This window comes from Streptomyces sp. Ac-502 (genome assembly GCF_045222935.1).
GTDB lineage: Bacteria > Actinomycetota > Actinomycetes > Streptomycetales > Streptomycetaceae > Streptomyces > Streptomyces monomycini.
Genome location: NZ_JBHFFO010000001.1, coordinates 1,537,995 through 1,560,602, shown reverse-complemented (window position 1 = coordinate 1,560,602; position 22,608 = coordinate 1,537,995). Strand labels below are relative to the sequence as shown.

Below are 22,608 nucleotides of genomic sequence, written 5' to 3'. Positions count from 1 at the left end.
CGTGCCCCGCGGCGCCCCTCAGAGCCCCGCAGCGCCCCTCAGGCGCTGATCGGACGCCGGGAAAGCGGCGAGGAGTACACGACGCTGGTCGTCACCGCGCCCAGCGCCCCGATCCGGCCCGACACCTCCTCCAGGTGCTTCATCGAGCGGGCGGCGACCTTCAGGACGAAGCAGTCGTCGCCCGTGACGTGGTGCGCCTCCAGGATCTCGGGTGTGCTCTCCAGCAGGTCGTGGAACGCCGCGTCGCTGCCGTTCGGGTAGCGCAGCCGGACGAAGGCCAGCACCGACAGCCCGATGGCCGCGGGCTCGACCACCGCGGCGTACCCGGATATCACTCCGGCCTCCTCCAGTCGCCGTACCCGCTCGGTCACCGCGCTCGCGGACATGTTCACGGCGCGGGCCAGTTCGGCGTAGCCCGCGCGGCCGTTGCGCTGCAGGACGTCGAGGATGCGCCAGTCGGTGGCGTCAGGGGAATAGCCGGTCATGGGAGGTGTCTAGCAGTGAAATCCCCGGCGGATCAAGGCTTTTGCCGGTGATCAACTCCTCCTCCGCTACCCCAGAAGGGGGTTCCGGCACCGAAGCGATGTACCGGACGGAACCGGGCTGGCATGGTGCTGAACGTGAGCAACGTGAGCAACGTACGCGAAGTCATCCGATATTACCGTCAGCCGGGTTCCCGGCTGGGATACCGCCTCTTTCTGAACGGCACCAAGCATTTCGGCTTCTACCGCGAGACGGATTCCCCGTGGGCCTGGTCGAAAGCGCTGCGCCGTATGGAAGACCGCATGGGGGAGACGCTCGCGCAACCGGCGGGCGCGCGCGTTCTCGACGCCGGATGCGGTGTGGGTGACGTGGCCGGCCGGCTGGCCGGCCGATTCGGGCTGCGGATCCACGGCGTGGACCTGCTCGACGCCCATGTCGCCCAGGCCCGGCGCCGGGCCCGCCGCCGCGGCCTGGACCACCTGCTCACCTTCTCGCACAGCGACTACGCGGCCCTGGACTTCCCCGACGAGAGCTTCGACGCCGTCTACACCATGGAGACACTGGTGCACGCGGCGGACGCCGAGGCGGTGCTGGAGCAGTTCCACCGGGTGCTCAAACCCGGCGGCCGGCTCGTCATGTTCGAGTACGCTCGGGAGGCCGCCACCCGGATGCCGGCACCGGCGGCCGAGGTCTTCCGGGAGCTGAACGACTGGGCCGCGATGCCGTCGTTCCAGCGCTTCACCTACGGCACCCTGGAACGCCTGACCGCCGAAGCCGGATTCTCGGTGCGCGGCGTGGAGGACATCTCCCGCAGCATGTGGCCGATGCTCCGGTGCTTCGCCGTGATCGGAGCGCTGCCCGGCGCGGGATTCCAGGCCGCGCGACTGCGCCGGCATTCCGTGAACACCCTGTCGGCGGTGGAATTCTGGCGGCACCGGGATTTCTGGCGGTACGAGATTCACACCGCCGACAAAATCCGTACCGCCGACGAAGGCCATGCCGCCGGCGAATGAGCCGGGCGAGCGGAACGCGGTACGGATGAGCGCGGGGACCGATGAGTGCGGGGGCCGCGGCCCGCTGTCCCGGGCCGGGAAGCTCCGGCACGGAACAGCGGGAAACTCGCGAAGCCGGCCCCTCAGATCCGCGACAGCTCGGCCAGCAGATCGTCCAGACCCAGCGAGCCCTGCGACAACGCCGCCATGTGCCACGCCTTGAGGTCGAAGTCCGCGCCGTGCCGCTGCCGCGCCGCCTCGCGCCCCGCGAGCCACGTACGCTCGCCCAGCTTGTAGCCGATGGCCTGGCCCGGCATGCCCTGGTAGCGGATGATCTCGCTCTCGACGAAGTCCGCGGGACGGCTGCAGTGCAGGGCGAGGAACCGGTGGGCCAGCTCCGGCGTCCAGCGCTCACCCGGGTGGAACGGCGAGTCCGCCGGAATGGCCAGTTCCAGGTGCATACCGATGTCGATGATGACGCGGATCGCCCGCATCATCTGCGCGTCCAGATAGCCGAGCCGGCGCTCGGCGCTGGTCAGGAAGCCCAGTTCGTCCATCAGCCGCTCGGCGTACAGCGCCCAGCCCTCGGCGTTGGCGCTGACCATGCCCACCGTCGTCTGGTAGCGCGAGAGGTCCTCGGCGACGTGCGCCCACTGCGCCAGCTGGAGGTGGTGGCCCGGCACGCCCTCGTGGTACCAGGTCGAGACCAGGTCGTATGCCGGGAAGCGGGTCTGGCCCATCGTCGGCAGCCAGGTGCGGCCGGGGCGGGAGAAGTCCAGTGACGGGCCGGTGTAGTACGGGGCGGCGGCGCTGCCGGGCGGCGCGATCCGCGACTCGACGTGCTTGACCCGCTCCGCCAGGTCGAAGTGGGTGCCGTCCAGCGCCTCGACGGCCTGGTCCATCAGGGCCTGGAGCCACTGGCGGGTCTCCTCGACGCCCACCACGGCCTCACCGTTCTCGTCCAGCCAGGACAGCGCCTCCCACGGGGTCTTCGCACCGGGCAGGACCTTCTCGGCCTCCTTGACCATCTCGGCGTGCAGCCGGTGGAACTCCGACCAGCCGTACGTGTACGCCTCGTCCAGGTCCAGGTCGGCGCCGTTGAAGAAGCGGGCGAGGAGGGCGTAGCGCTCGCGGCCCACCACGTCCGGCGCACCCTCGACCGCCGGCGCGTAACGGTCGCGGAACCAGTCGCGCAGCTCCACCAGCGCTCCGGTGGCCAGCGCCGCCGCCGCGTCCAGCTCGGCGCGCAGCGCCGCGGGGCCCGGTTCGGTCAGGTCGGCGAACCAGCTGCGGTTCGTACCGATCCACGTGTCCAACTGGCCGATGACGGTCTCCACCTGCCGCGGCCCGCCGGGGAGGTTCCGCTGGAGGCCGGCCTCCAGCGAGGCGCGGTAGCCCTCCAGTGCGGCGGGCATCGCCCGCAGCCGCTGGGCGAGCGCCGCCCAGTCGTCGTCCGTCTCGACCGGCGTGATCATCAGGACCTCGCGTGCCGAGTGCAGCGGCGTGTGCAGGTTGCTCACCGTGCGCAGCCCTTCGCCTGACTCGTGCACCGCCAGTTCCGCGGTCAGCCGCTCCCGCAGCAGCCGGGCGCAGCGCCGTTCGATCTCACTGTCCCCGCCCGGCCGCCGCTCGGCCTCGGCGAGCCGGTCCAGCGTCGTACGGGCCAGCTGGGCCACGGCTTCCTGGCCGGTGGGCGAGAAGTCGGGCAGCCGGCTCGAACTCTCCGGGACACCGAGGAAGGTACCGGTGATGGGGTCCAGGTCGACCAGGGCGTCGACGTAGGCGTCGGCGACCTGGCGGGGGAGGGGCGCGGTGTCGGAAGCAGTGGTGACAGGCATGCGCCCCATCCTCGTACGGATGCCCCCGGTCCGTCATCACCAGCGCGCCGTACGTCCCTGTCGGGGAGCCGCGTCCGCGCAGGGCGAACGGGAACGGAGGGCCGCGGCACCGGCCGCCGCGCCTGGTGACGCGGCCGTCATTGGTCCGGACCGGACTCTTGCTCCCGCCCGGAGCGGAGCACCAAGCTCACAGAATGGACCTGGAATTGCGGCATTTAAAGACGATCCGGACTATTGCCGACGCGGGCAGCCTGACCAAGGCCGCCGCCCGGCTCGGCCTCGCCCAGCCCGCCCTGAGCGCTCAGCTCAAACGCATCGAGCGCACCCTGGGCGGCCGGCTCTTCGACCGCGGACGGTTCGGCGTACGGCCCACCGCGCTGGGCGAGTTCGTGCTCGAACGCGCCCGTGTGGTGCTGCCCGCGATCAGCGAGCTCCAGCAGGAGGCCGTACGGTTCACCAGCGCGGGCGGCGCCATGGCCGGCCTCCGGCTCGGCGGCACCCACGGCCCGCTGCTCGGCGGGCTGGTGGACCGGCTCGCGACGGTCCGTCCGGGCGTGCCGGTGACCACCTTCACCACCTGGTCCGAACGCGAGATCGCCGCGTCCGTCGCCGTCGGGAAGCTGGACTTCGCACTGATCGGGGCGTGCGGGGAGAGCCCGGCCCCCGAGTCCGAACGGCTCAGCTGGCGCGAGGTCGCGGTGGACCCGGTCTTCGTCATGCTCGCCGAGCGCCACCCGCTGGCCGGCAAGCGCGAGATCGGCCTGGCGGAACTGGCGGCGGAAGCCTGGGCGGACGTACCGGGCGACGGCTGCTTCGCGGACTGTTTCACCCTCGCCTGTGCCCGCGCCGGCTTCACCCCCACCCGCGTCTACGAGACCGACACCGCGTCCTGCGTCCATCTCGTGCAGGTCGGCCGGGCCGCCGGCCTGTGCCGCGCGACGCTGCCCCCCACGCCCGGCATGGTGACCAGACCACTGGCGGGTACGCCCCTGACCTGGCGCCACCTCGTGGGCTGGCATCCGGGAACCCCCGCGGCGGACTCCGCCACCGAAGTCGTCACCCAGGCACGCGCCGCCCACGCCGACGCCGCCGCGCGCAGCGACAGCTACACGAGGTGGCTCGCCGAGCACGGCGACCCGGCCGACCACCGGGACGCGGCCGACCCCGGGCCACCCGGGGGCGCGGAAGGCCGGGCGGCGGCTCCCGGCCGCTCGTGGCCGCCGAGAGCCACCGACTACCCATGAGCCCCGCCCGCCATCCATAACGCCTGGCAGAAGGACAACTGACATCTTCTCCGGGCCGGCACACGCCACCTACGTTTTCGGCACCTCCACCCCCCGAGACCGAGGAGACCACCCCCATGCGCCACAGACACGCCCGAACCAGCGCGTGTGCCGTCATCGCCGCCGTCGGTGCCCTCGTGCTGACCGCACTGCCCGGCTCGGCGACGGCCCAGACCGTACGGGCGGACTCGACGTCCCCGCAGGCCCCCCACCGCTCGGCCGCCGAGACCCTGTCCGTCAGCGCCACGTCCGACGCCGTGTTCCGGGCGATGAAGCGCGACCTCGGCCTCGACCGGGCCCAGGCCGAACGCCGGCTGGCCAACGAGGCGGAAGCCGGCGCGGTCGCCGGACGCCTGCACCACGCGCTGGGCGCTTCCTTCGCCGGCGCCTGGGTCAGCGGCACCGAGTCCGCCACCCTCACCGTGGCCACCACCGACGCCGCACGCCTGGCAGCCGTACGGGCGGCGGGCGCGCGCGCCGTCCACGTACCGCACACCCTCGCCCAACTCGACGCCGCCAAGGGCAAGCTGGACCGCGCGTCGGCGCGCCGGGCCGCTCCCGAAGCGTCCTCGTGGGCCGTCGACGTGCGGACGAACTCCGTGCGGCTGCGCGCCGCCGACCCGGCCGCGGCCCGGTCGTTCGTCGCGGCCAGCGGCGCCGACCGCGGCCTGGTCAGCGTCGGTGCCACCGCCGAACGCCCGCGTCCGCTCTACGACATCCGCGGCGGCGACGCGTACTACATGGGCGGCGGACGCTGCTCCGTCGGCTTCGCGATCACCCGCGGCACCCAGCAGGGCTTCGCCACCGCCGGGCACTGCGGCCGCGCCGGGACCTCCACCACCGGGTACAACCAGGCCGCCCAGGGCAGCTTCCAGGCGTCCACCTTCCCGGGCCGGGACACCGCCTGGGTCGCCGCCAACAGCAGCTGGACTTCGACGCCGTACGTCAAGGGACAGGGCGGCCAGAACGTACGGGTCGCCGGCTCCACCCAGGCGGCGGTCGGCGCCTCGATATGCCGCTCCGGCTCCACCACCGGCTGGCACTGCGGCACGATCCAGCAGCACAACACCAGCGTCACCTACCCGCAGGGCACCGTCAGCGGCGTGACCAGGACCTCGGTCTGCGCCGAGCCCGGCGACTCCGGCGGCTCCTTCATCTCCGGCAGCCAGGCGCAGGGCGTCACCTCCGGCGGGTCCGGCAACTGCCGCTCCGGCGGCACGACCTTCTACCAGCCCATCAACCCGCTGCTCCAGGGCTACGGCCTCACGCTGAAGACCAGCACCAGCGGCTCCGAGAACCCCGGCCCCGGGCAGCCGGGCGAGACCACCTGGGCCGCCGGCACCGTCTACGAGGCGGGCGCCCAGGTCACGTACGACGGCACCACGTACCGCTGCCTCCAGGGCCACCAGGCGCAGTCCGGCTGGGAGCCCGCGAACACGCCGTCGCTGTGGGAGCAGGTCTGAGCAGCAGCACACCGGGTCTTCGGGGAACCGCTGAGGACCGCGGGACGAGCTGAGCAGTACAGCACCGACATAACGGCCCAGAGCCACTGAGGTACGGCACCGATCCGCACCGGTCTCCGTACCGCCGGGGCCGGCTGGTACGAGCGCTCGCGTACCGGCCGGCCCCTTTTCCTTCGCGCGCCCGGGCGCCTCGCGGCCACGCCGTCAGGTCGCCCGCGGCCCGGCCTCCGGCGCGACGCGGACCGCCGCCTGCGGCCGTACGGACTTCCGTCGGCCCGGCAGCCCCTCCGGGCGGGCGCTGATCACCAGCGTCCCTTCCTCGATCTGGTAGTCCAGCGGCAGCCCCAGGCCCCGCATCGCCGCCACCATGCCGGTGTTCGACGCCTGCGTGATCACGTACACGCTCGCGCAGCCGGCGTCGGCCGCCATGCCGACCAGCCGGCGCAGCAGCTCCGACCCGATGCCGCGCTGCTGCCACGCGTCCTCGACGAGCAGCGCGACCTCCGTCTCCTCGCCGTCCCACAGCAGATGGCCGAGGGCCACCAGCCGCCCGGACGCCGTCTCGACCGCGAGGGTGCGGCCGAAGCGGGGGCTGAGCAGGTGGTCCAGATAGCGCTCGGCGTCGGCGACCGGGCCGTGGTAGCGCATCGCCAGCGTCCGGGCCGAGCAGCGGTCGTGCATCTCACGGGCGGCGGCCAGGTCCGAGGCGTCGGCGCGGCGGACGGTGAGGGCGTTGCCCTCGGGCAGGGTCAGGACGTCGCGGCGCGGCGGCACCCGCCGGCCGAGCCGGGCGTCCAGCTCGACGAGCGCCCGGACCCGGGCGAACTCGGTGGGCGTGAAGGGCAGGTGCGGGCGTTCGATGGTGACGGATCCCCCGGACGGGTCACGGAACGTCATGCGGTGCTCTTCGAGCAGGCCCTCGTCCGGCACCCGTTCGGCGGCCGGGCGCCCGTTCAGGGCTGCCGCGGGCACCGAACGGATGGTGCAGCGGCCCAGCAACTGGCGTAGCGCGAGCGGCAGCTCGGCGGAGTCCAGGGCCGTACGGGTGGCCAGTCCCAGCATCCGGGTGGGGGCGTCCACCAGGTCGTGGGCGTCCGCGCGCTCCAGCCAGGTGCGGGAGCCGCCCGCCGCGGCGACCGTCCGGGTCAGTTCGGCGGCGGGCAGCGGTACGGGCGCGCGCAGCAGGAACTCGTCGACCGTCCCGTCCGACAGCGGGTGCGTCTGGAGGCTGAGGATGTCCACCCGGTGCCCGGCCAGAGCCGTGCAGAGCGCGGCGAGGCTGCCCGGTTCGTCCCGTACGGTGGTGCGCATCCGCCACAGCGCCGTCTCCTGCCGCTCCCCTTCGGGAACGGCCGGAGCGGTGGGCGCTGCGGCGCCCGTATCGGTCGGCGGCGACGCGTGGTCGTGGCGCCGTGACCACCAGGTGTGGAACCCGGCCGTGGCGATCAGGACGGCCGCCGAGCAGCACAGCAGCACCGGACCCGACGGGCCGTGCGCGATGGCGTTGGCGACGGCGTCCGCCACGGACACCGCGGTGAACAGGGCCGCCAGCTCGATCAGGTCCCGCCGCCAGTGGTGGCGGCGGGCGCTTTTCGCAGATGTCGCGTCAGTCATGCAGACCAGCGTTGCCCACGGGTGTTGCCTGATCGCGAACGCTCTGTGACCGATGGGTAAAGGACGCAATCGCGGCAAAAGGCGGCAGCTCCCGTTCGCTACCGGTCCGGCTGCCCCACCCGGCCCGGCTGCAACGACCGGCTGAACAGGACCTGCCCGCCTTCCTGACGCAGCCGCACGGTCAGCTCGCCGCTGTCCCCGTCGATGTCCACCTCGCCGAAGTACTGCGGGCTCTCGGCGGGGGAGACGTTCGCCCGCTGCGGCGCCTTGACGAAGGGCTGGGCCGGACCGAACGTGCCGTCCAGCGGCACGGCCGGGAAGCCGCCCGCGTTCAGCGGACCGGAAACGAACTCCCAGAACGGCGCGAAGTCCTGGAAAGCGGCGCGCGACGGGTCGTAGTGCTGGGCGGAGGTGTAGTGCACATCGGTGGTCAGCCAGACCGTGCCGGTGACGCGGCGGTGCTTGATGTACCGCAGCAACTCGGCGATCTGCAGCTCCCGGCCCAGCGGCGCACCCGGATCGCCCTGCGCCACCGCCTCGAAGTTCGTCCTGCCGTCCGGGACCGCGAGTCCCAGCGGCAGGTCGGAAGCGATCACCTTCCACACGGCACGGGACCGCGACAGTGCCCGCTTGAGCCAGGCCAGCTGCTCGGCGCCGAGGATGCCCTGCCGGTCGTCGGTCTGCCGGTTCGGGGAGTTGGCGTTCCGGTACGTGCGCATGTCCAACACGAACACGTCCAGCAGCGGGCCGTGATGGATCACTCGGTAGACCCGTCCGCCCCGGTCCGACCGGAGCGTACGGATGGGGAAGTACTCCCGGAACGCCCGCAGCGACCGGGCCGCGAGCACGTCCACGTCCTTCTCCGTGTACCGGGCGTCGTCCAGGATCTGGCCCGGGTACCAGTTGTTGCGTACCTCGTGGTCGTCCCACTGGATGATGGTGGGGACCTGCGCGTTGAAGCGGCGCAGGTTCGCGTCCAGGAGGTTGTAGCGGAAGGCGCCACGGTACTCCGCCAGCGTCTCGGCGACCTTCGACTTCTCCTCGGTGGTCACATTGCGCCAGATCCTGCCGTCCGGCAGTCGCACACTGGCCTCGATCGGACTGTCGGCATAGATGTTGTCGCCGCTGCACAGGAAGAAGTCCGGATCGCGGCGGCGCATCTCCTCGTAGATCCGGTAGCCGCCGCGCTCCGGGTTGATGCCCCAGCCCTGCCCGGCGAGATCGCCCGACCAGGTGAAGCGCACACCGTCGCGGCGCCGGTCCGAGGCGGTACGGAACGTGCCGGCGACCGGCTCGCCCGTACGCCGGTAGTCGTCAGGGTCGGCCAGCAGCACCCGGTAGTGGATCTGCTCGCCGGACGGCAGACCGTGCAGCGCGGTGGTGCCGGTGAAGTCCGTACCGGGGCCCAGCACCGGACCGTGCCAGGTACGGGCGTTGCGGAACGACTCGGTGGCCGCGGTCTGCACGAGCATCCGGGCCGGCCGGTCGGACCGCACCCACACCAGCCCGGAAGAGGTCGTCACATCCCCGGTCTGCACGCCCCACGGGGCACTCGGCCGCCCGGCACGCGCCTGCGCCGGCGCCACTCCGGTACGGGGCACGGCGCCCGCTCCGGAACCGCCCGCGCCCGCGGCGTTCGCGGCGGCGGGGAGGGCGAGTGCCGCGGTGCCGAGCGCCGCGCCGTGCAGCACCGACCGCCGATTGACGGCTCTGCCGGATCCCTGCGCCATGTGAAACCTCCCGTAAGACGACCGATCTTGGTGACGTTCCCGTTCGTACCGGCGCCCGATGCCTCGCCGCCGAACGGGCGGTGAACTCCGGGAGGCTTGCAGAGTACGGCGGAGCGGGCGTCACAGCGGGCGGTCCGGGCACGATTCTTCCGCCCGGTGCCGCACATCACGCCCGAACCGGCCAGCTCACGGACATCCCCGCTGGACAACGCCCGCCCGGGCCGCTGGGATGAAGGCGTGCGAACCGACTCCGCGACCGACGTCTTCCAGGAACACCGCCCCGTCCTGCTGGGCGTGGCCTACCGGATGCTCGGCCGGGTGGCCGACGCCGAGGACGTGGTGCAGGAGGCATGGCTGCGCTGGTCGTCCGCCGACCGGCAACAGGTCCGCGAGCCGCGTGCCTATCTGGTGCGCGTCACGACCCGGCTGGCCATCGACCGGCTGCGGCAGGCCCAGGCCCGCCGCGAGGCGTACGTCGGCCCCTGGCTGCCCGAGCCGCTGGCCACCGACTTCGGCGCCACGGCCGCCGACACCGCGGAGCGCGCCGTCCTCGCCGAGTCCGTCACCCTCGCCGTCCTGGTGGTGCTGGAGTCGCTGTCGCCGCTGGAACGCGCGGTGTTCGTGCTGCGCGAGGCGTTCGGCTACCCGTACGCGGAGATCGCCACCGTCCTGGAGCGCGGCGAGGCGGCGGTGCGCCAACTCGCGGGCCGCGCCCGTCGCCACGTCGAAGAGCGCCGCCCGCGCTTCGAGGTCGACCCGGCCCGGCAGCGCGACCTGACCGAGCGCTTCCTCGCGGCAGCGGCGGGCGACGACCTGGAAGGCCTGCTCGCCCTGCTGGCCGAGGACGTACGGCTGATCGGCGACAGCGGTGGCAAGGCCAAGGCGCCGCTGCGGATCATCGAGACCGCAGACAAGGTCGGCCGCTTCCTGCTCGGCGTGGCCCGGGCCGGCGTCCCGTCGGCCGAGTACGTCCTCCGGGAGCTGAACGGTGGCGTCGCACTGGTGGTGCTCTCCGCGGGCCGGCCCGATGCGGTCTTCCAGGTCGATGTGGTGGACGGCCGGATCCAGACCGTGTACATCGTCCGTAACCCGGACAAGCTGGCGTTGCTTGCCGGGGTGGGCTGATCGGACTGCCGGGGTGGGCTGATCGGACTGACGAGGATGAGCGTCTCGGGTACGGCCCGGGGCTAGCGGAGGCTACACGGTACCCGTCAGTTGCCGTACCGCTGCCCGCAGGCCGAGCCGCGGGCTGGACAGGACGACTCCGTACGCGGACCGGGCGCCGTCCGCTCCGGAAGCGTTAGTTCCGGAACTGCCCACCTCGGCACCGCCCGCTCCGGAACTGCCTGCTCCGAAACCGTCCGCCGCGGCGTCGCCCACCGAGCCGTCGCCCACCTCCGCACCGTCATCCACCGCCGCACCGTCATCCACCCGCTCCGCCGCCGAGGCCATCGACGCCTGAGCGAGGACGATCGCGTCGGCCCGCTCCCCATCGCCGCCTGGGAACGCCTCGCACCGCGCGGCACGGACAGCCGTGGCGACGGCATCGGCGCACCCCTCCTGGTCGCCCGCCTCGAAGAGGTCCCAGGCACCCGGCACGACCCGGGTGACGATGCTGACCTCCCGGCCCGCGCGTGCGGCCTCCTCGGCGATCAGGTCCGCCGTCGGCCGCAAGGTGCTCTGCACCGTGGCGAGCACGGTGACGCGCGATCCGGCCGCGACGGCCGCGGCGGCCATCGGCCGGTCCACGCGCAGGACGGGCACGCCGACGGCCGCCGCGGCCTCCTCGGCGACCGCGCCGATGGTCGAGCACGTGCACAGGATCGCCGCGGCCCCTTCCCCGGCGGCCGTCGCGAGCACGTCCCGTACCGCTGTCCCGACCGCCTCCGGGCCTTCCTCGCGGGCCCGGTCGAGCAGGTCCGGGTGTACGAGGTGCCGCAGGGCCGTACCGGGGAGTCCTCGTCGCGCAGCGCGTCGAAGACCGGAACGTGGACGGGCGAGGTGTGCAGCAGCGTGAGCATGATCGGCAGGCTAGCCGATCGCGGTCACCGGTCACCGGCCGTGAACGGATCGGCCGATTGGTCTTGACCAAGGGTGGGGGCGGCCATATCGTCACAGGGATACTGCAACAACCTTTAATAAAGAAGCGCTCGTATCCGGGCGCACGTGCGGGCTCGGGACGGGCCCGCGCTCCGGCGGGGACCACCTCCGCCGGGAAGACGGCCATGGCGGAGGACAGGGTGGGGACCACGCAGCTCGAAACGGTGCCGGAGCCGAAGTACTGGCACCTCAAGACCGTGCTCAGCGAGGCGCTGGACTCGGAGTTCTCGGTCGGTGAGATCCTGCCCAACGAGCGCGAGCTGGCGGCGCGGTTCGGCGTCGCCCGTGCCACCCTGCGGCAGGCGCTGGAACAACTGGAACTGGAAGGCCGGCTGCAACGCCGTCGCGGCGTGGGTACGACCGTCGCGCCGCCCCGCGTGGGCGTGGCCGTCGACCCCGCCCACCACACCTGGCCGGGCGCGCCCGGTGACGACTGGCAGCCCGTCGACGCCGTCGAGTCGCGGAACGTGCCCGCGGCCGTGGCACGCCTGCTGGAACTGACGCCCGGCGAGCAGGTGCACGTCGTGCACCGCAGCCGCGTCACGCACGGCCAGCCGGTCGCCGCCGAGCAGCTCTACGTCCCCGCCCGCTTCGTACCGCAAGCCGAGGCCGCCGTCGGCGCGGCCGTGGACGCCCCGGCGCGCGCCCGCACCGTCCTGCGCGAGCTCCAGCAGCTCGAACTGGAAGGCCAGGACCGTGCCGTGGAACTCGGCTCGGCCCGCGCGGACGACGCCAAGGAACTGGACCGGCTGCCCGGCGCCCCCGTCCTCGTCGTCACCACCCGCTACTTCGCGGGCGGCCGCACCGCGGCCGTGGCCCTGTCCACCTACCGCGCCGACACCTGCCGGCTCACCTTCGGCGACAACGAGACCGACCCGGGCGTCACCGCCCTCGCGAGCTGACGGCAGGGCCTGAGCCGTACGAGCCGTATGGGCCGTACGGGAGGCCGACGCCACCACCGGAGCGCCGCCGCGCGATAACCGGAGCGGCGCCGCGCGATAATCGGCCCATGCTGAGAGTCGGATCGGTCGTGCTGGGTGCTTCGGACGTGCGGCGTGCGGCCGCCTTCTGGGCGGAGGCCCTGGGGTATGTGCCCCGCGAGGAGACGGAGGACGCATGGGTGGTGCTGAAGCCCGCGGAAGGCACCGGTGTCCAGGTGTCGATCGGCAGGAGCGGCACGCCCGTGCAGGAGCATCCGCGGGTCCACCTGGATCTGTACGCCGGTGACGCCGCCGACCAGGCCGCCGAGGTCGAGCGCCTGGTCTCCCTGGGCGCCCGGCGGGTCGACTGGGACCGCTACCCGGACGACGCCGACTTCGTCGTCCTGGCCGACCCCGAGGGCAACCGCTTCTGCGTGATCGACACCGGACGCGGCTAAGCGGGAGCGTCGCAGAGGCTCATCGGTCATCGGAACCTGCCCCCGTACCGGTCGGCGACGCGTCTGCCGGCGGTCTCAGGAAAGCCCGCACCATCGGCACGACGAGGTCGGAGCGCCGCGGCAGGTCGCTGTGGGTCGTCCCCGGCAGCACCCCGAGCTGTGAGCCGGGGATGAGCTCGTGCATCTCGACGGCGTGCTCCAGCCGGACGAAGTCGGTGTCGCCCACCAGCAGGAGGACAGGCGCCTCCAGGCCGGCCAGGGTCCGGGCGGGCCAGCCCTCGAAGGCGTGCACCGTCGGTTGCAGCTTCTCGGCGAACGCCTCGAAGCGGCCGGGATCGGGGGCGACCTTCGCGTAGGCCTCGTACATCTCCTGGAAGTCGCTCTCGGTGGGCATCCGCCGGGAGCCCGGCCGTGCCCGCGGGTCGAGGACCTCCGGGTGGTAGCCGTCGGGCCGGTAGTGGGTGGAGGCGAGCACCAGCCGGTCCACCCGCGCGGGCCGGGTGAGCGCCAGCTGGAGGGCGGTCAGACCGCCGAGGCTGAACCCGAAGAAATCCGCCCGGTCGATCCCGAGATGGTCCAGCAGCCCCACCACGTCGTCGGCCAGGTACGCGAGCGTAGGGTCCCGGTCGATGTCGCCGGTGTGCCCGTGCCCTTGCAGCTCGACGGCGACGACCTGCCGCGTCGCGGCGAGCGCGGGTAGTATGCCCCCGAAGGTCAGGTCGATGGTGAGCAGTCCGCCGTGCAGCAGGACCAGCGGCTGCCCCGTGCCATGGATCTCGTAGTACAGATCCAGGCCGTTGACCCGCGCATACCCGGCGGACGACGGATAGGTGCCCGACTCCTGACCCTCGCTCATCGCGCTCTCCCCGGTTCGGCCCCGTGACCGGCCGCGCGACACCTGCCCGGCCGGTCTCCGAAGTAACTGTCAGCACACTAGCCGGGGGTCTGACAACGCCCCCGCGTCACGCCGGGGACCGGCCCAGGGGCCTGCCGGGGAGAACGGTCAGGGCCTGTTCAAGTACGTGAGGACGGCCAGGACGCGGCGGTTGTTGCTGTCGTCGTCGGTGATGCCGAGTTTGCCGAACATGGAGGTGGTGTACTTGCTGATGGCGCTCTCGCTGAGGAAGAGCCGCTGCCCGATGGCCTGGTTGGACAGGCCCTCGGCCATGAGGCCGAGCACGGAGTGCTCCCGTTCGGTCAGGTCCGCGAGGCGTCGGTTCGAGGATCCGCTGGCCAGGAGTTTGGCGATGACGGCCGGGTCCATGGCGGTCCCGCCGCCGGCCACCCGTTCAAGGGCGTCCATGAACTGGTCGGCGTCGAACACGCTCTCCTTGAGGAAGTAGCCGACACCGCCGGCCCCGTCGGCCAGGAGTTCGCGGGCATAGAGCTGTTCGACGTGCTGGGACAGGACCAGGACCGGCAGTCCGGGCACCTCACGGCGGGCGGCGAGGGCCGCGCGCAGTCCTTCGTCCGACTGGGCCGGCGGCATCCGGACGTCCACGACGGCGACGTCCGGCCGCCACGTCAGCAGGGCTTCGAGAGTCTCCGGTCCGGTGGCCGCCGTGGCCACCACCTGGTGCCCGCACGCCTCGATGAGGCGCACCATCCCGTCCCGCAGGAGATAGAGGTCTTCGGCTACAACGATGCGCATGGCACCATCATCCTCACCTGCGTCGGGCCGCCCACCGGGCTGGTGATCTCCAGGGTGCCGTCGAAGACCGCGAGGCGGCGGCGCAGCCCCGCGAGTCCGCCGCCGGCCCGCTCGACGGCTCCGCCCCCGCCGTCGTCCTCGACGTCGACGACGAGGCCGGACTCGTCCCGGACGAGGGTGATCCGGGCCCGGTCCGCGTGGGCGTGCTTGACCGCGTTGGTCAGCAGTTCGGCGATCCCGAAGTACACCGCGGACTCGACCGGCGGGTCCAGCCGCAGTTCCGGCCCTGCGCTGACCGTCGCTTCCAGCGGACTGTCCAGGGCGAAAGCCCGTACGGCATCGACGAGGCCCCGCTCGTTGAGCACCGGTGGGTTGATTCCCCTGACCAGCTCCCGCAGCTCGGTCAGCGACGCGGTGGCGCCCACGCGTGCTTCCCGCATCAGCGCCTTGGCCTGGTCGGGATCGGTCGCCATCAGCTTCTCCGCGGTCGCCAGGGACAGTCCGAGCGCCACCAGCCGGGCCTGGGCCCCGTCGTGCAGGTCGCGTTCGATCCGCCGGATCTCGGCGGCCTGCGCGACCGTCGTGTCCGCGCGCTGGGCGGTCAGCTCGTCCACCCGGTCGGCCAGCGCCATCGCCCGTGAAGGACCCAGGAAGCGGACGGCCACCGGCCGCACGGAACGCCACGCGTACGGGGCGCTCGCGACGGCCACGAGGGAGCCGGCCACCCCGATCAGGCGCGCGACGAGCGTCGGCTGGCTCAGCCCGAGGACCGCCGCCGCGACCCCGGCCGGCGGGACGGCCGAGACGACACCCGTGGTGAACGGTGCGAGGACCGTGAAGCGCAGGTCGCGCCAGTTCGCCGGATCGTTCCAGCGGATGCGCCACCGCTGGTCCAGGAGGGCGTCCCGCCGCGTGCGCTCGTAGGAGAAGCCGTTCCACCAGAAGCCGGTCGACATACGGACCACCGGCTCCGCCCGCCGGTATCCGGCGGGCACGACGGTGGCCGTCCACTTCGCGACGAGGAAGCGGACCGCCCGGCAGACCGGACGGGACAGGGCGAGCGTGCCCCCGCAGACCAGCACGAGCGGCGCCACCCACGACCACGGGTTGGCCGCACCCCACCAGATGCCGAGCGCCACGGCGGCGGCCCACACCGCCGGGGCCGACAGGACGACGACCACCACGGCACACGCCCTCGCGAATCCCACGAAGGCACTGGTCACCCACGACACCATAGGTCGCACGATCCTTTCCGCTGCTCCATCGACCGGCCGCGGCGTTCACGGTTCCCGCGGTGCGCCGGTGCGGCCGGTACGGTTCGACCACCCAACTGTGCACTGCGTGGAGTGCGGTATCCCCCGGATCGGCCCGGCAGTGGGCCTGGCCCCACCTGGGTGTACGTCCAGGCCCACTCCGCTGTACGGGCCGGCTCACGCAGCCGTACGTTCAGGCTCACCCAGCCGTGTGTTCAGGTTTCCGGCTCCCGGCTCCGCGCCCTCAAGCACCAGGCCCCCATCCACTCCACCCGTCTGTTTCGCCCGCGCCCGTCAGCGCCGTGCCGTGACCGTTCCGTCCACCGCGAACAGTTCGGCCTCCACGTGATCCAGCGCGAGCCGCAGCGCGCCCGTGGCCACCGCCGCTTCGCCGAGCATGGACAGGGTCACCCGGGGCGGCCGCAGGCAGTAACGGGCCAGCTCGGCGCGGAGCGGTTCCAGTACGTCGTGCAGGCCGGCGGCCCAGCCGCCGACAACCACCAGTTCCGGGTCGAGGGCGAGCACCAGCGCCGCGACGTCGTGCACCAGCCGCTGAAGGAAACGGTCCATCGCGTCCCGGGCCCGCGCGTCACCGTCGCGCGCGAGGGCGAACACCCGCGCCACCTGTGCCTCGTCCAGCGGGTGCAGCGGCTGCCCGGTCGTGGACAGCAGCTTCTCCGGGGTGGCCTCGCGTCCCAGCAGGTGCAGCGCGCCGATCTCCCCGGCTGCACCGCCGAAACCGCGGTGCAGCCGCCCTCCGATCAGCGCGCCGGCCCCCGGGCTCAGCCCCGCGAGGACGAACACGACGTCGTCCGAAGCGGCGGCCGCGCCCTTCCAGTGCTCGGCCACGGCGGCGGCGTTCGCGTCGTTCTCCACCAGGACCGGGCACCGGAAGGAACGGCGCAGCCGGTCGCCGAGCGGCAGACCGGTCCAGTCCGGGAGCGCCGTGCCCAGCCGTACGGTGCCGTCCGCCTCCACGATGCCGGGGCTGCCCACGCCGACCGCGCGCAGCGAACTGCGGGCCACGCCCGCCCGCCGCAGCAGCTCGGCCACCGCGGCCCGCACCTTCTCCAGCCGTTCGTCGGCGGACGCCGCCTCCTCGACCGACCGCTGCGCCGAGCCGAGCACCCGCCCGCCGAGGTCCGACAGCAGGGCGGCCACCCGGTGCGGGCCGATCTCGATGCCGAGCAGATGCCCGGCCTCCGTACGGAAGCGGAAGCGGCGGGCCGGGCGGCCCTGGCGGCGGGCGGCGCCCTCGTCGGCGGGCGCCTCGACCACCAGACCGGTCTCGATCAGGCCCTCGACCACGCCCTCGACGGTGGGCCGGGACAGCCCGGTCACCTCCACGAGGTGGGTGAGCGTCGGGGAGTCGGCGGCGCGCAGCGCGTGCAGCACCACCGTGGAGTTGATCCGTCGCAGCAGGGAGGGGTCCCCGCCGGTTAGCCGCCCCAACGTCCGTCTCCCTCGCATTGCGTGTGTGGCGGATCGTAGCCGGTCAGCCGGTGTGCGGCGAGTCCCGGGCACCGTGCCGGGGACCGCCGCCGGCCTGACGCGGAGCCAATTGTCAGACCCTGGCGGTTTACTGACGGCATGACGCACACGACCACCACCGCACAGCATCTCACCGCCATCGACCTCCTCCGTGGCCGCGACTTCCCCGACGAGCCGGTCCGCTCCGCCATGGTCCAGAGCGGCCCGGGGTTCCACGTCGCCCAGCTGCGCGGCGACGACCAGCTCTGGGACGCCGACCCGGCGGACGTCGCGGAGACCGCGCAGGAGTACCGCGCCGAGCTGGAGGGCCTCATATCGGCTCTCTGCTTACGCTGGGGCGAGCCCGAGGTGCTCGACCTCGCGGGCCATCTGGAACGGGTGGCCATGGGGATGCCCGTCCGGCCGCCGCTCGACGTCCTGTGCGGCCAGGTCCCGCGGGTGCACACCTGGTGCGCCGAAGGGCGCTGGATCGCGGTCGGTCTGGGGGAGGGCGGGCCCGGGATGCCGGTCTTCCAGCTGCTGGCGGCGGTGGGCCGGGCGGATGCGGTGCCCTGAGCACGGAAAACGGGTGGCGGTGTCGACGCCGCCGGCCCGGTGCGGACCGACTGCACCGCCACCGCCACCCGTTCCGGGCCCGTGGAGTGCGGGGGCCGCGCGGGGACCGGCCCGGCGCGGCCACCCCCGTCCCAGGCTCCGAACCGTCCGCCCGGAACACCCTCTTTGTCCTACTTGTCTCGATCGCCCTGCTTGTCGCGGTGGTGCGACCAGGGGTGACGCAGCCGGATCCAGATGTCCCGGGCCTGGCGCCCGGCCTCGGTCCGGCTGTGCGCCACCAGCTCGCGGGCCTGTTCCGGGGTCTCGACCATCGGCCCGGAGCCGCGCAGCGGCTTGCCCGCCGTCTCGTGCAGGAAGAAGGCGGCGATGAAGCCGATGACACCCGCGATCATCAGGTAGTACGCGGGAATCATGTGGCTGCCCGTGGACGCCACCAGCGCGGAGGCGACCAGCGGAGTGGTGCCGCCGAAGAGCGAGACGGAGATATTGAACGCGATGGACAGCGCCCCGTAGCGCAGATGGGTGGGGAAGAGCGCCGGCAGCGTCGAGGCGGAGGTGCCCGCGAAGCACACCAGCAGCAGGCCCAGGATGAGGCACCCGAAGGCCGGCAGCAGGATGCCGCCTCCCCGGATCAGCAGGAACGCCGGGTAGGCCAGCGCGACGAGCGCGACGCTGGACGCCATGAACACCGGCCGGCGGCCCCACCGGTCCGAGGTACGGCCCACGGTCGTGATCGTCAGGGCCACGACGACCATGGTGCCCAGGACCAACAGCTGGGCGGTCGTGGCGTCCTCGCCGAGCGTCTCGGTCATGAAGGTGGGGAGGTAGGACGTCACCATGTAGTTGGTGACGTTGTACAGCAGCACCAGCCCCATGCAGATCAGCACGGCTTCCCAGTGCCCGGTGAAGATCTCCTTCAGCCGGCCCTTGCCGGACTGCCGGGCCTCCTCGACGGGCGTGTCGCCGGAGCTCGCGTTCTCGGCCTCCTGCCGGGCGGCTTCCGCCTCCTGCTTGAAGGCCGGGGTCTCCTCCAGCTTCATGCGCATGTAGAGGCCGATCAGGCCGAGCGGGCCGGCCACCATGAAGGGAATGCGCCAGCCCCAGCTCTCCAGACCGTCCGTTCCCAGTACGGCGGTGAGCACGGTGACCAGGCCCGAGCCGAGCGCGTAACCGACGAAGGTGCCGAAGTCGAGCCAGCTGCCGAGGAAGCCGCGGCGCTTGTCCGGAGCGTATTCGGCGATATAGGTCGTGGCGCCGGCGTACTCGCCACCGGTCGAGAAGCCCTGCACCAGTCGGCACAGGAGCAGCAGCAGCGGCGCCGCGAAGCCGATGGAGTCGTAGCCGGGCAGGAAGCCGACCGCGAAGGTGCTGATCGCCATCATGATCATGGTGGCGGCCAGGACCCGCTGCCGTCCGATGCGGTCGCCCAGCGGTCCGAAGACCAGACCGCCGAGCGGCCGCACGAGGAAGGCTGCGGCGAAGGTGGCGAAAGTGGAGACGAGCTGGGCGGCGGGGGAGCTGGACGGGAAGAAGACCTTGCCCATCGTGGCCGCCAGATAGGCGTAGACCCCGAAGTCGAACCACTCCATCATGTTGCCGAGGGCGGCCGCCGTGACCGCGCGGCGTACCTGCGGTCCAGGGGTGACGGTGACTTCCTCGACACTGAGCTGGTGTTTGCGTCGGCGCAGCAGGGTGCGCAGCAGCCGGTCGGTTTCGGAGTTTCTTCCTCCGTCCGACCGCTTGTTCCGCCGGACGCGCGGCGGCTGAGGCTGACCGGTAGTCATCTCGTCCTGTCGCTAGGGGCTGAGCGGCACATCGGTAACTCCGAGTATCAACGTAAAGGTCGAAATCGGCATAACCAGCATAGGAGCGACACGAATGGGGCTAACGGAACGCCGGGCGGCATTTCGGCTCACTGGCCGTATCCACCCGGCGTAACGTTCCCGAACGGGCTAAACGCTCCGCACGGCTCCACCACCCCGTGCGCCCTACACACAACGCACGCCTTACCCGTAACGCGCGACTCACACGTCCCGCGCGTCACCTTCCTCGGTTTCCTCGGTCTCGTCGGCGAAAGCCGCCGCGCGCAGCCGCCCGAACTCCTCCGCCAGCGCGGCCGGCGGCCAGTGCGCGTTGAGCCCGCTGGGATTGGGCAGCACCCAGACGCGGGTGTCACCGATCGTGCGGTCCTGCGGGCCGACCTTGGCGTGCTTGTCGTCGAAAGCCACCCGATAGGCCGTCACCCCGGCCACCGCGAGCCACGCCGGGCGCAGCCGCCGCACCTTCTCGGCGAGCTGCCGCCCGCCCTCGCGGAACTCCTCGGCGCTCAGCTCGTCGGCCCGCGCGCTCGCCCGCTCCACGACATTGGTGATGCCGATGCCGTACGCCAGCATCTCCTCCTGCTCGGCGGGCTTCAGGAGCCGGGGAGTGAACCCGGACCTGTGCAGGACGGGCCAGAAGCGGTTGCCGGGCCGGGCGAAGTGGTGCCCGGCGGCGGCCGACATCAGCCCGGGATTGATACCACAGAAAAGCACCCGCAGGCCGGGCGCCGCCACGTCGGGGACGAGGCGGCCGCGCGCGGCCTGCAGTTCCTCGGGAGTGAATCCCATCTCAGCGGGGCCTCACAGGATCGAGCCCGGCGCGTACGCCGCGGCTTCGGGGTACTGCTTGCTGATCTCCTCGACCCGCGACACGACGGCGGCCACCTGGTCGGCGGCGGCGCCGGTGAAGGACAGCTTGTCGGCCATCAGGGCGTCCAACTGCGCACGGTCCAGCGGGATGCGGTCGTCCGCCGCCAGCTTGTCGAGCAGTTCGTTGCGCTCCGCGCCCTGCTCGCGCATGGCGAGCGCCGCGGCGACCGCGTTCTCCTTGATCGCCTCGTGCGCCACCTCACGGCCCACCCCGGCCCGTACGGCACCCATGAGCACCTTGGTCGTGGCGAGGAAGGGCAGATAGCGGTCCAGCTCCCGCGCGACGACGGCGGGGAAGGCGCCGAACTCGTCCAGCACGGTCAGGAACGTCTCCAGCAGACCGTCCAGCGCGAAGAAGGCGTCCGGCAGCGCGACCCGGCGCACCACCGAGCAGGACACGTCGCCCTCGTTCCACTGGTCGCCGGACAGCTCGCCGGCCATCGAGGCGTAACCCCGCAGGATGACCATCAGGCCGTTGACGCGCTCGCAGGAGCGGGTGTTCATCTTGTGCGGCATCGCGGACGAGCCCACCTGGCCGGGCTTGAAGCCCTCGGTCACCAGTTCGTGGCCGGCCATCAGCCGGATCGTCTTGGCGATCGAGGACGGCGCCGCGGCCAGCTGCACCAGCGCGGTGACCACGTCGTAGTCCAGCGAGCGCGGGTAGACCTGCCCGACGGAGGTGAACGCCTGTCCGAAGCCGAGGTGCCCGGCGATCCGCTGCTCCAGCTCGGCCAGCTTCGCGGCGTCGCCGCCCAGCAGGTCCAGCATGTCCTGCGCGGTGCCGACCGGGCCCTTGATGCCGCGCAGCGGGTAGCGGGTCAGCAGGTCGGTCAGCCGCCCGTAGGCCACCAGCAGCTCGTCGGCGGCGGTCGCGAAGCGCTTGCCCAGCGTGGTGGCCTGCGCCGCGACGTTGTGCGAACGCCCCGCCATGACCAGCTCGGCATGCTCACCGGCGAGTCGGCCCAGCCGCGCCAGGACGGCGACCGTACGGTCGCGCATCAGCTCCAGCGACAGCCGGATCTGCAGCTGCTCGACGTTCTCGGTCAGGTCACGCGAGGTCATGCCCTTGTGGACCTGCTCGTGCCCGGCGAGGGCGTTGAACTCCTCGATCCGGGCCTTCACGTCGTGCCGGGTGAACTTCTCCCGCTCGGCGATCGAGGCCAGGTCCACGTCGTCCAGCACCCGCTCGTAGTCGGCGAGCGCCTGCTCCGGCACCTCCACCCCGAGGTCCTTCTGCGCACGGAGCACCGCGAGCCACAGCTTGCGCTCCAGCTTGACCTTGTACTCGGGGGACCACAGGACGGCGAGCTCCGCGGAGGCGTAGCGGCCGGCCAGGACATTCGGAATGCGGGGCTTGGCAGTCACGTGACCAGAGCTTACCTGCCGCCCGTGATATCCATGACGCCCAGGTGAGGCAGCTACGGACCAGGCAACCGCCTGGTCACCGACGCCTGTGTCGCGCGTATGCGAGACAGACCGGCTGCTCGCCACGCGGAAGCGGAGCTGCGTCACGATATGCGCCGATAAAGGTCTGGATCGGTGTTCTGGAGTACCCGGACGAGATTCTGATGCGCTGAGCGCACGATCAGTAACCCTCCGGCCGATCAGCGGGTCCGGGGGCACCTCGCGTCCAGGTACTTCTGTCAGCCGCCGCCGCGGGGCCGTGTGGGCTTGGCTGGAGCGCGCCTCGTGGAGCGCCGGGCGCTTGTCGGGGGCTCGTGAGTCCCGTCTCGATGGCGGCGCGCGGCTTCCGCCCGATGTGTGAAGGAGCGGACGGACATGTCGGCGGAAGCGCTGGCTCGCCCGCGAGGTATTGGCCCGGCGAGCCACCGTTGCCGACCGAGACACCGAGCTGACCGTGTCCGCGAAGGTGACGGTCCCCGGCGCGCTACTGACCGCGGAGCGGATGAGGTCTGGTGAAGGGCTGAAGATGTCACGCAGCCAGTGGGCGATCTGGGCGGCGTCGGTGGCTGATGCGTCACTGAGGGTGATGCATCCGCACTCTTCGACGGGGAGGGTGGCGATCCCGCGCAGGCCGGGGTTGTCCGGGGTCGCTACGAGGAAGGTGATGCGGCGGTCGTTGCTCA

Annotated in this window: 18 protein-coding genes and 1 pseudogene; 7 read left to right on the top strand and 12 right to left on the bottom strand. The window is 72.3% G+C overall.

From position 1 onward, the window contains the following. Positions 1-38: 38 nt before the first annotated feature. A complete protein-coding gene (locus ACEXOX_RS07045) occupies positions 39-485 on the bottom strand; it encodes an Lrp/AsnC family transcriptional regulator (RefSeq protein WP_406519579.1) in 447 nt (148 codons plus the stop codon). Positions 486-620: 135 nt separating this feature from the next. On the opposite strand from ACEXOX_RS07045, the gene ACEXOX_RS07040 reads away from it, so the two are divergent. Beyond that, positions 621-1,496 (top strand): methyltransferase domain-containing protein, encoded by an 876-nt coding sequence (locus ACEXOX_RS07040; protein WP_406519578.1) that lies wholly within the window; start codon positions 621-623, stop codon positions 1,494-1,496. A 122-nt stretch (positions 1,497-1,618) separates the two neighbouring features. Here ACEXOX_RS07040 and ACEXOX_RS07035 read toward each other — a convergent pair whose 3' ends face one another. Next, positions 1,619-3,313: a DUF885 domain-containing protein gene (locus ACEXOX_RS07035; RefSeq protein WP_406519577.1), complete on the bottom strand. Its 1,695-nt coding sequence runs from the start codon at positions 3,311-3,313 to the stop codon at positions 1,619-1,621. 194 nt (positions 3,314-3,507) lie between these two features. Here ACEXOX_RS07035 and ACEXOX_RS07030 point away from each other — a divergent pair, with 194 nt between their 5' ends. Together ACEXOX_RS07030 and ACEXOX_RS07025 are read left to right on the top strand one after the other, a co-directional pair. After that, a complete protein-coding gene (locus ACEXOX_RS07030) occupies positions 3,508-4,557 on the top strand; it encodes a LysR family transcriptional regulator (protein WP_406519576.1) in 1,050 nt (349 codons plus the stop codon). Between the two features lie 116 nt (positions 4,558-4,673). Beyond that, positions 4,674-6,059 carry a carbohydrate-binding protein gene (locus tag ACEXOX_RS07025; RefSeq protein ID WP_406519575.1) on the top strand — a complete coding sequence of 462 codons (1,386 nt, stop codon included), beginning with the start codon at positions 4,674-4,676 and terminating at the stop codon, positions 6,057-6,059. 204 nt (positions 6,060-6,263) lie between these two features. Here ACEXOX_RS07025 and ACEXOX_RS07020 read toward each other — a convergent pair whose 3' ends face one another. Together ACEXOX_RS07020 and ACEXOX_RS07015 are read right to left on the bottom strand one after the other, a co-directional pair. After that, entirely contained in the window at positions 6,264-7,673 is a 1,410-nt protein-coding gene (locus ACEXOX_RS07020) for a GNAT family N-acetyltransferase (protein ID WP_406519574.1), read from the bottom strand. A 98-nt stretch (positions 7,674-7,771) separates the two neighbouring features. Then, positions 7,772-9,403 (bottom strand): alkaline phosphatase D family protein, encoded by a 1,632-nt coding sequence (locus ACEXOX_RS07015; protein WP_406519573.1) that lies wholly within the window; start codon positions 9,401-9,403, stop codon positions 7,772-7,774. Between the two features lie 237 nt (positions 9,404-9,640). On the opposite strand from ACEXOX_RS07015, the gene ACEXOX_RS07010 reads away from it, so the two are divergent. Next, positions 9,641-10,528, top strand: coding sequence for an RNA polymerase sigma-70 factor (locus ACEXOX_RS07010; RefSeq protein WP_406519572.1), 888 nt, complete (start codon positions 9,641-9,643; stop codon positions 10,526-10,528). A gap of 315 nt (positions 10,529-10,843) precedes the next feature. Here the strand turns inward: ACEXOX_RS07010 and ACEXOX_RS07005 are convergent. Next, positions 10,844-11,424, bottom strand: a pseudogene (locus tag ACEXOX_RS07005) (aspartate/glutamate racemase family protein); the annotation flags it as partial. Positions 11,425-11,643: 219 nt separating this feature from the next. Here ACEXOX_RS07005 and ACEXOX_RS07000 point away from each other — a divergent pair. Further along, the gene (locus tag ACEXOX_RS07000; protein WP_406519571.1) at positions 11,644-12,405 is read left to right on the top strand and encodes a GntR family transcriptional regulator; all 762 of its coding nucleotides are present in this window, start codon (positions 11,644-11,646) and stop codon (positions 12,403-12,405) included. A gap of 107 nt (positions 12,406-12,512) precedes the next feature. Beyond that, positions 12,513-12,881 carry a VOC family protein gene (locus ACEXOX_RS06995; RefSeq protein WP_406519570.1) on the top strand — a complete coding sequence of 123 codons (369 nt, stop codon included), beginning with the start codon at positions 12,513-12,515 and terminating at the stop codon, positions 12,879-12,881. A gap of 19 nt (positions 12,882-12,900) precedes the next feature. Here the strand turns inward: ACEXOX_RS06995 and ACEXOX_RS06990 are convergent, their stop codons facing one another. The 4 genes from ACEXOX_RS06990 to ACEXOX_RS06975 form a co-directional block, all read right to left on the bottom strand. Next, positions 12,901-13,737 carry an alpha/beta fold hydrolase gene (locus tag ACEXOX_RS06990; protein WP_406519569.1) on the bottom strand — a complete coding sequence of 279 codons (837 nt, stop codon included), beginning with the start codon at positions 13,735-13,737 and terminating at the stop codon, positions 12,901-12,903. A 147-nt stretch (positions 13,738-13,884) separates the two neighbouring features. Further along, on the bottom strand, positions 13,885-14,532 hold the full coding sequence (locus ACEXOX_RS06985; protein WP_406519568.1) for a LuxR C-terminal-related transcriptional regulator: 648 nt from the start codon (positions 14,530-14,532) through the stop codon (positions 13,885-13,887). Continuing rightward, entirely contained in the window at positions 14,517-15,767 is a 1,251-nt protein-coding gene (locus tag ACEXOX_RS06980) for a sensor histidine kinase (RefSeq protein WP_406519567.1), read from the bottom strand. Before ACEXOX_RS06980 ends, ACEXOX_RS06985 begins: the two co-directional genes overlap by 16 nt. Before the next feature lie 312 nt (positions 15,768-16,079). Continuing rightward, positions 16,080-17,237 (bottom strand): ROK family transcriptional regulator, encoded by a 1,158-nt coding sequence (locus tag ACEXOX_RS06975; protein ID WP_406519566.1) that lies wholly within the window; start codon positions 17,235-17,237, stop codon positions 16,080-16,082. Between the two features lie 138 nt (positions 17,238-17,375). Here ACEXOX_RS06975 and ACEXOX_RS06970 point away from each other — a divergent pair, with 138 nt between their 5' ends. Beyond that, a complete protein-coding gene (locus ACEXOX_RS06970) occupies positions 17,376-17,831 on the top strand; it encodes a hypothetical protein (RefSeq protein ID WP_406519565.1) in 456 nt (151 codons plus the stop codon). A gap of 170 nt (positions 17,832-18,001) precedes the next feature. On the opposite strand, the gene proP is transcribed toward ACEXOX_RS06970, so the two are convergent. The 3 genes from proP to purB form a co-directional block, all read right to left on the bottom strand. Next, entirely contained in the window at positions 18,002-19,615 is a 1,614-nt protein-coding gene (proP, locus tag ACEXOX_RS06965; protein ID WP_406519564.1) for a glycine betaine/L-proline transporter ProP, read from the bottom strand. Positions 19,616-19,855: 240 nt separating this feature from the next. After that, positions 19,856-20,440 carry a G/U mismatch-specific DNA glycosylase gene (mug, locus tag ACEXOX_RS06960; RefSeq protein ID WP_406519563.1) on the bottom strand — a complete coding sequence of 195 codons (585 nt, stop codon included), beginning with the start codon at positions 20,438-20,440 and terminating at the stop codon, positions 19,856-19,858. Positions 20,441-20,452: 12 nt separating this feature from the next. Further along, positions 20,453-21,886: an adenylosuccinate lyase gene (gene purB / locus ACEXOX_RS06955; RefSeq protein WP_406519562.1), complete on the bottom strand. Its 1,434-nt coding sequence runs from the start codon at positions 21,884-21,886 to the stop codon at positions 20,453-20,455. Positions 21,887-22,608 lie beyond the last annotated feature (722 nt).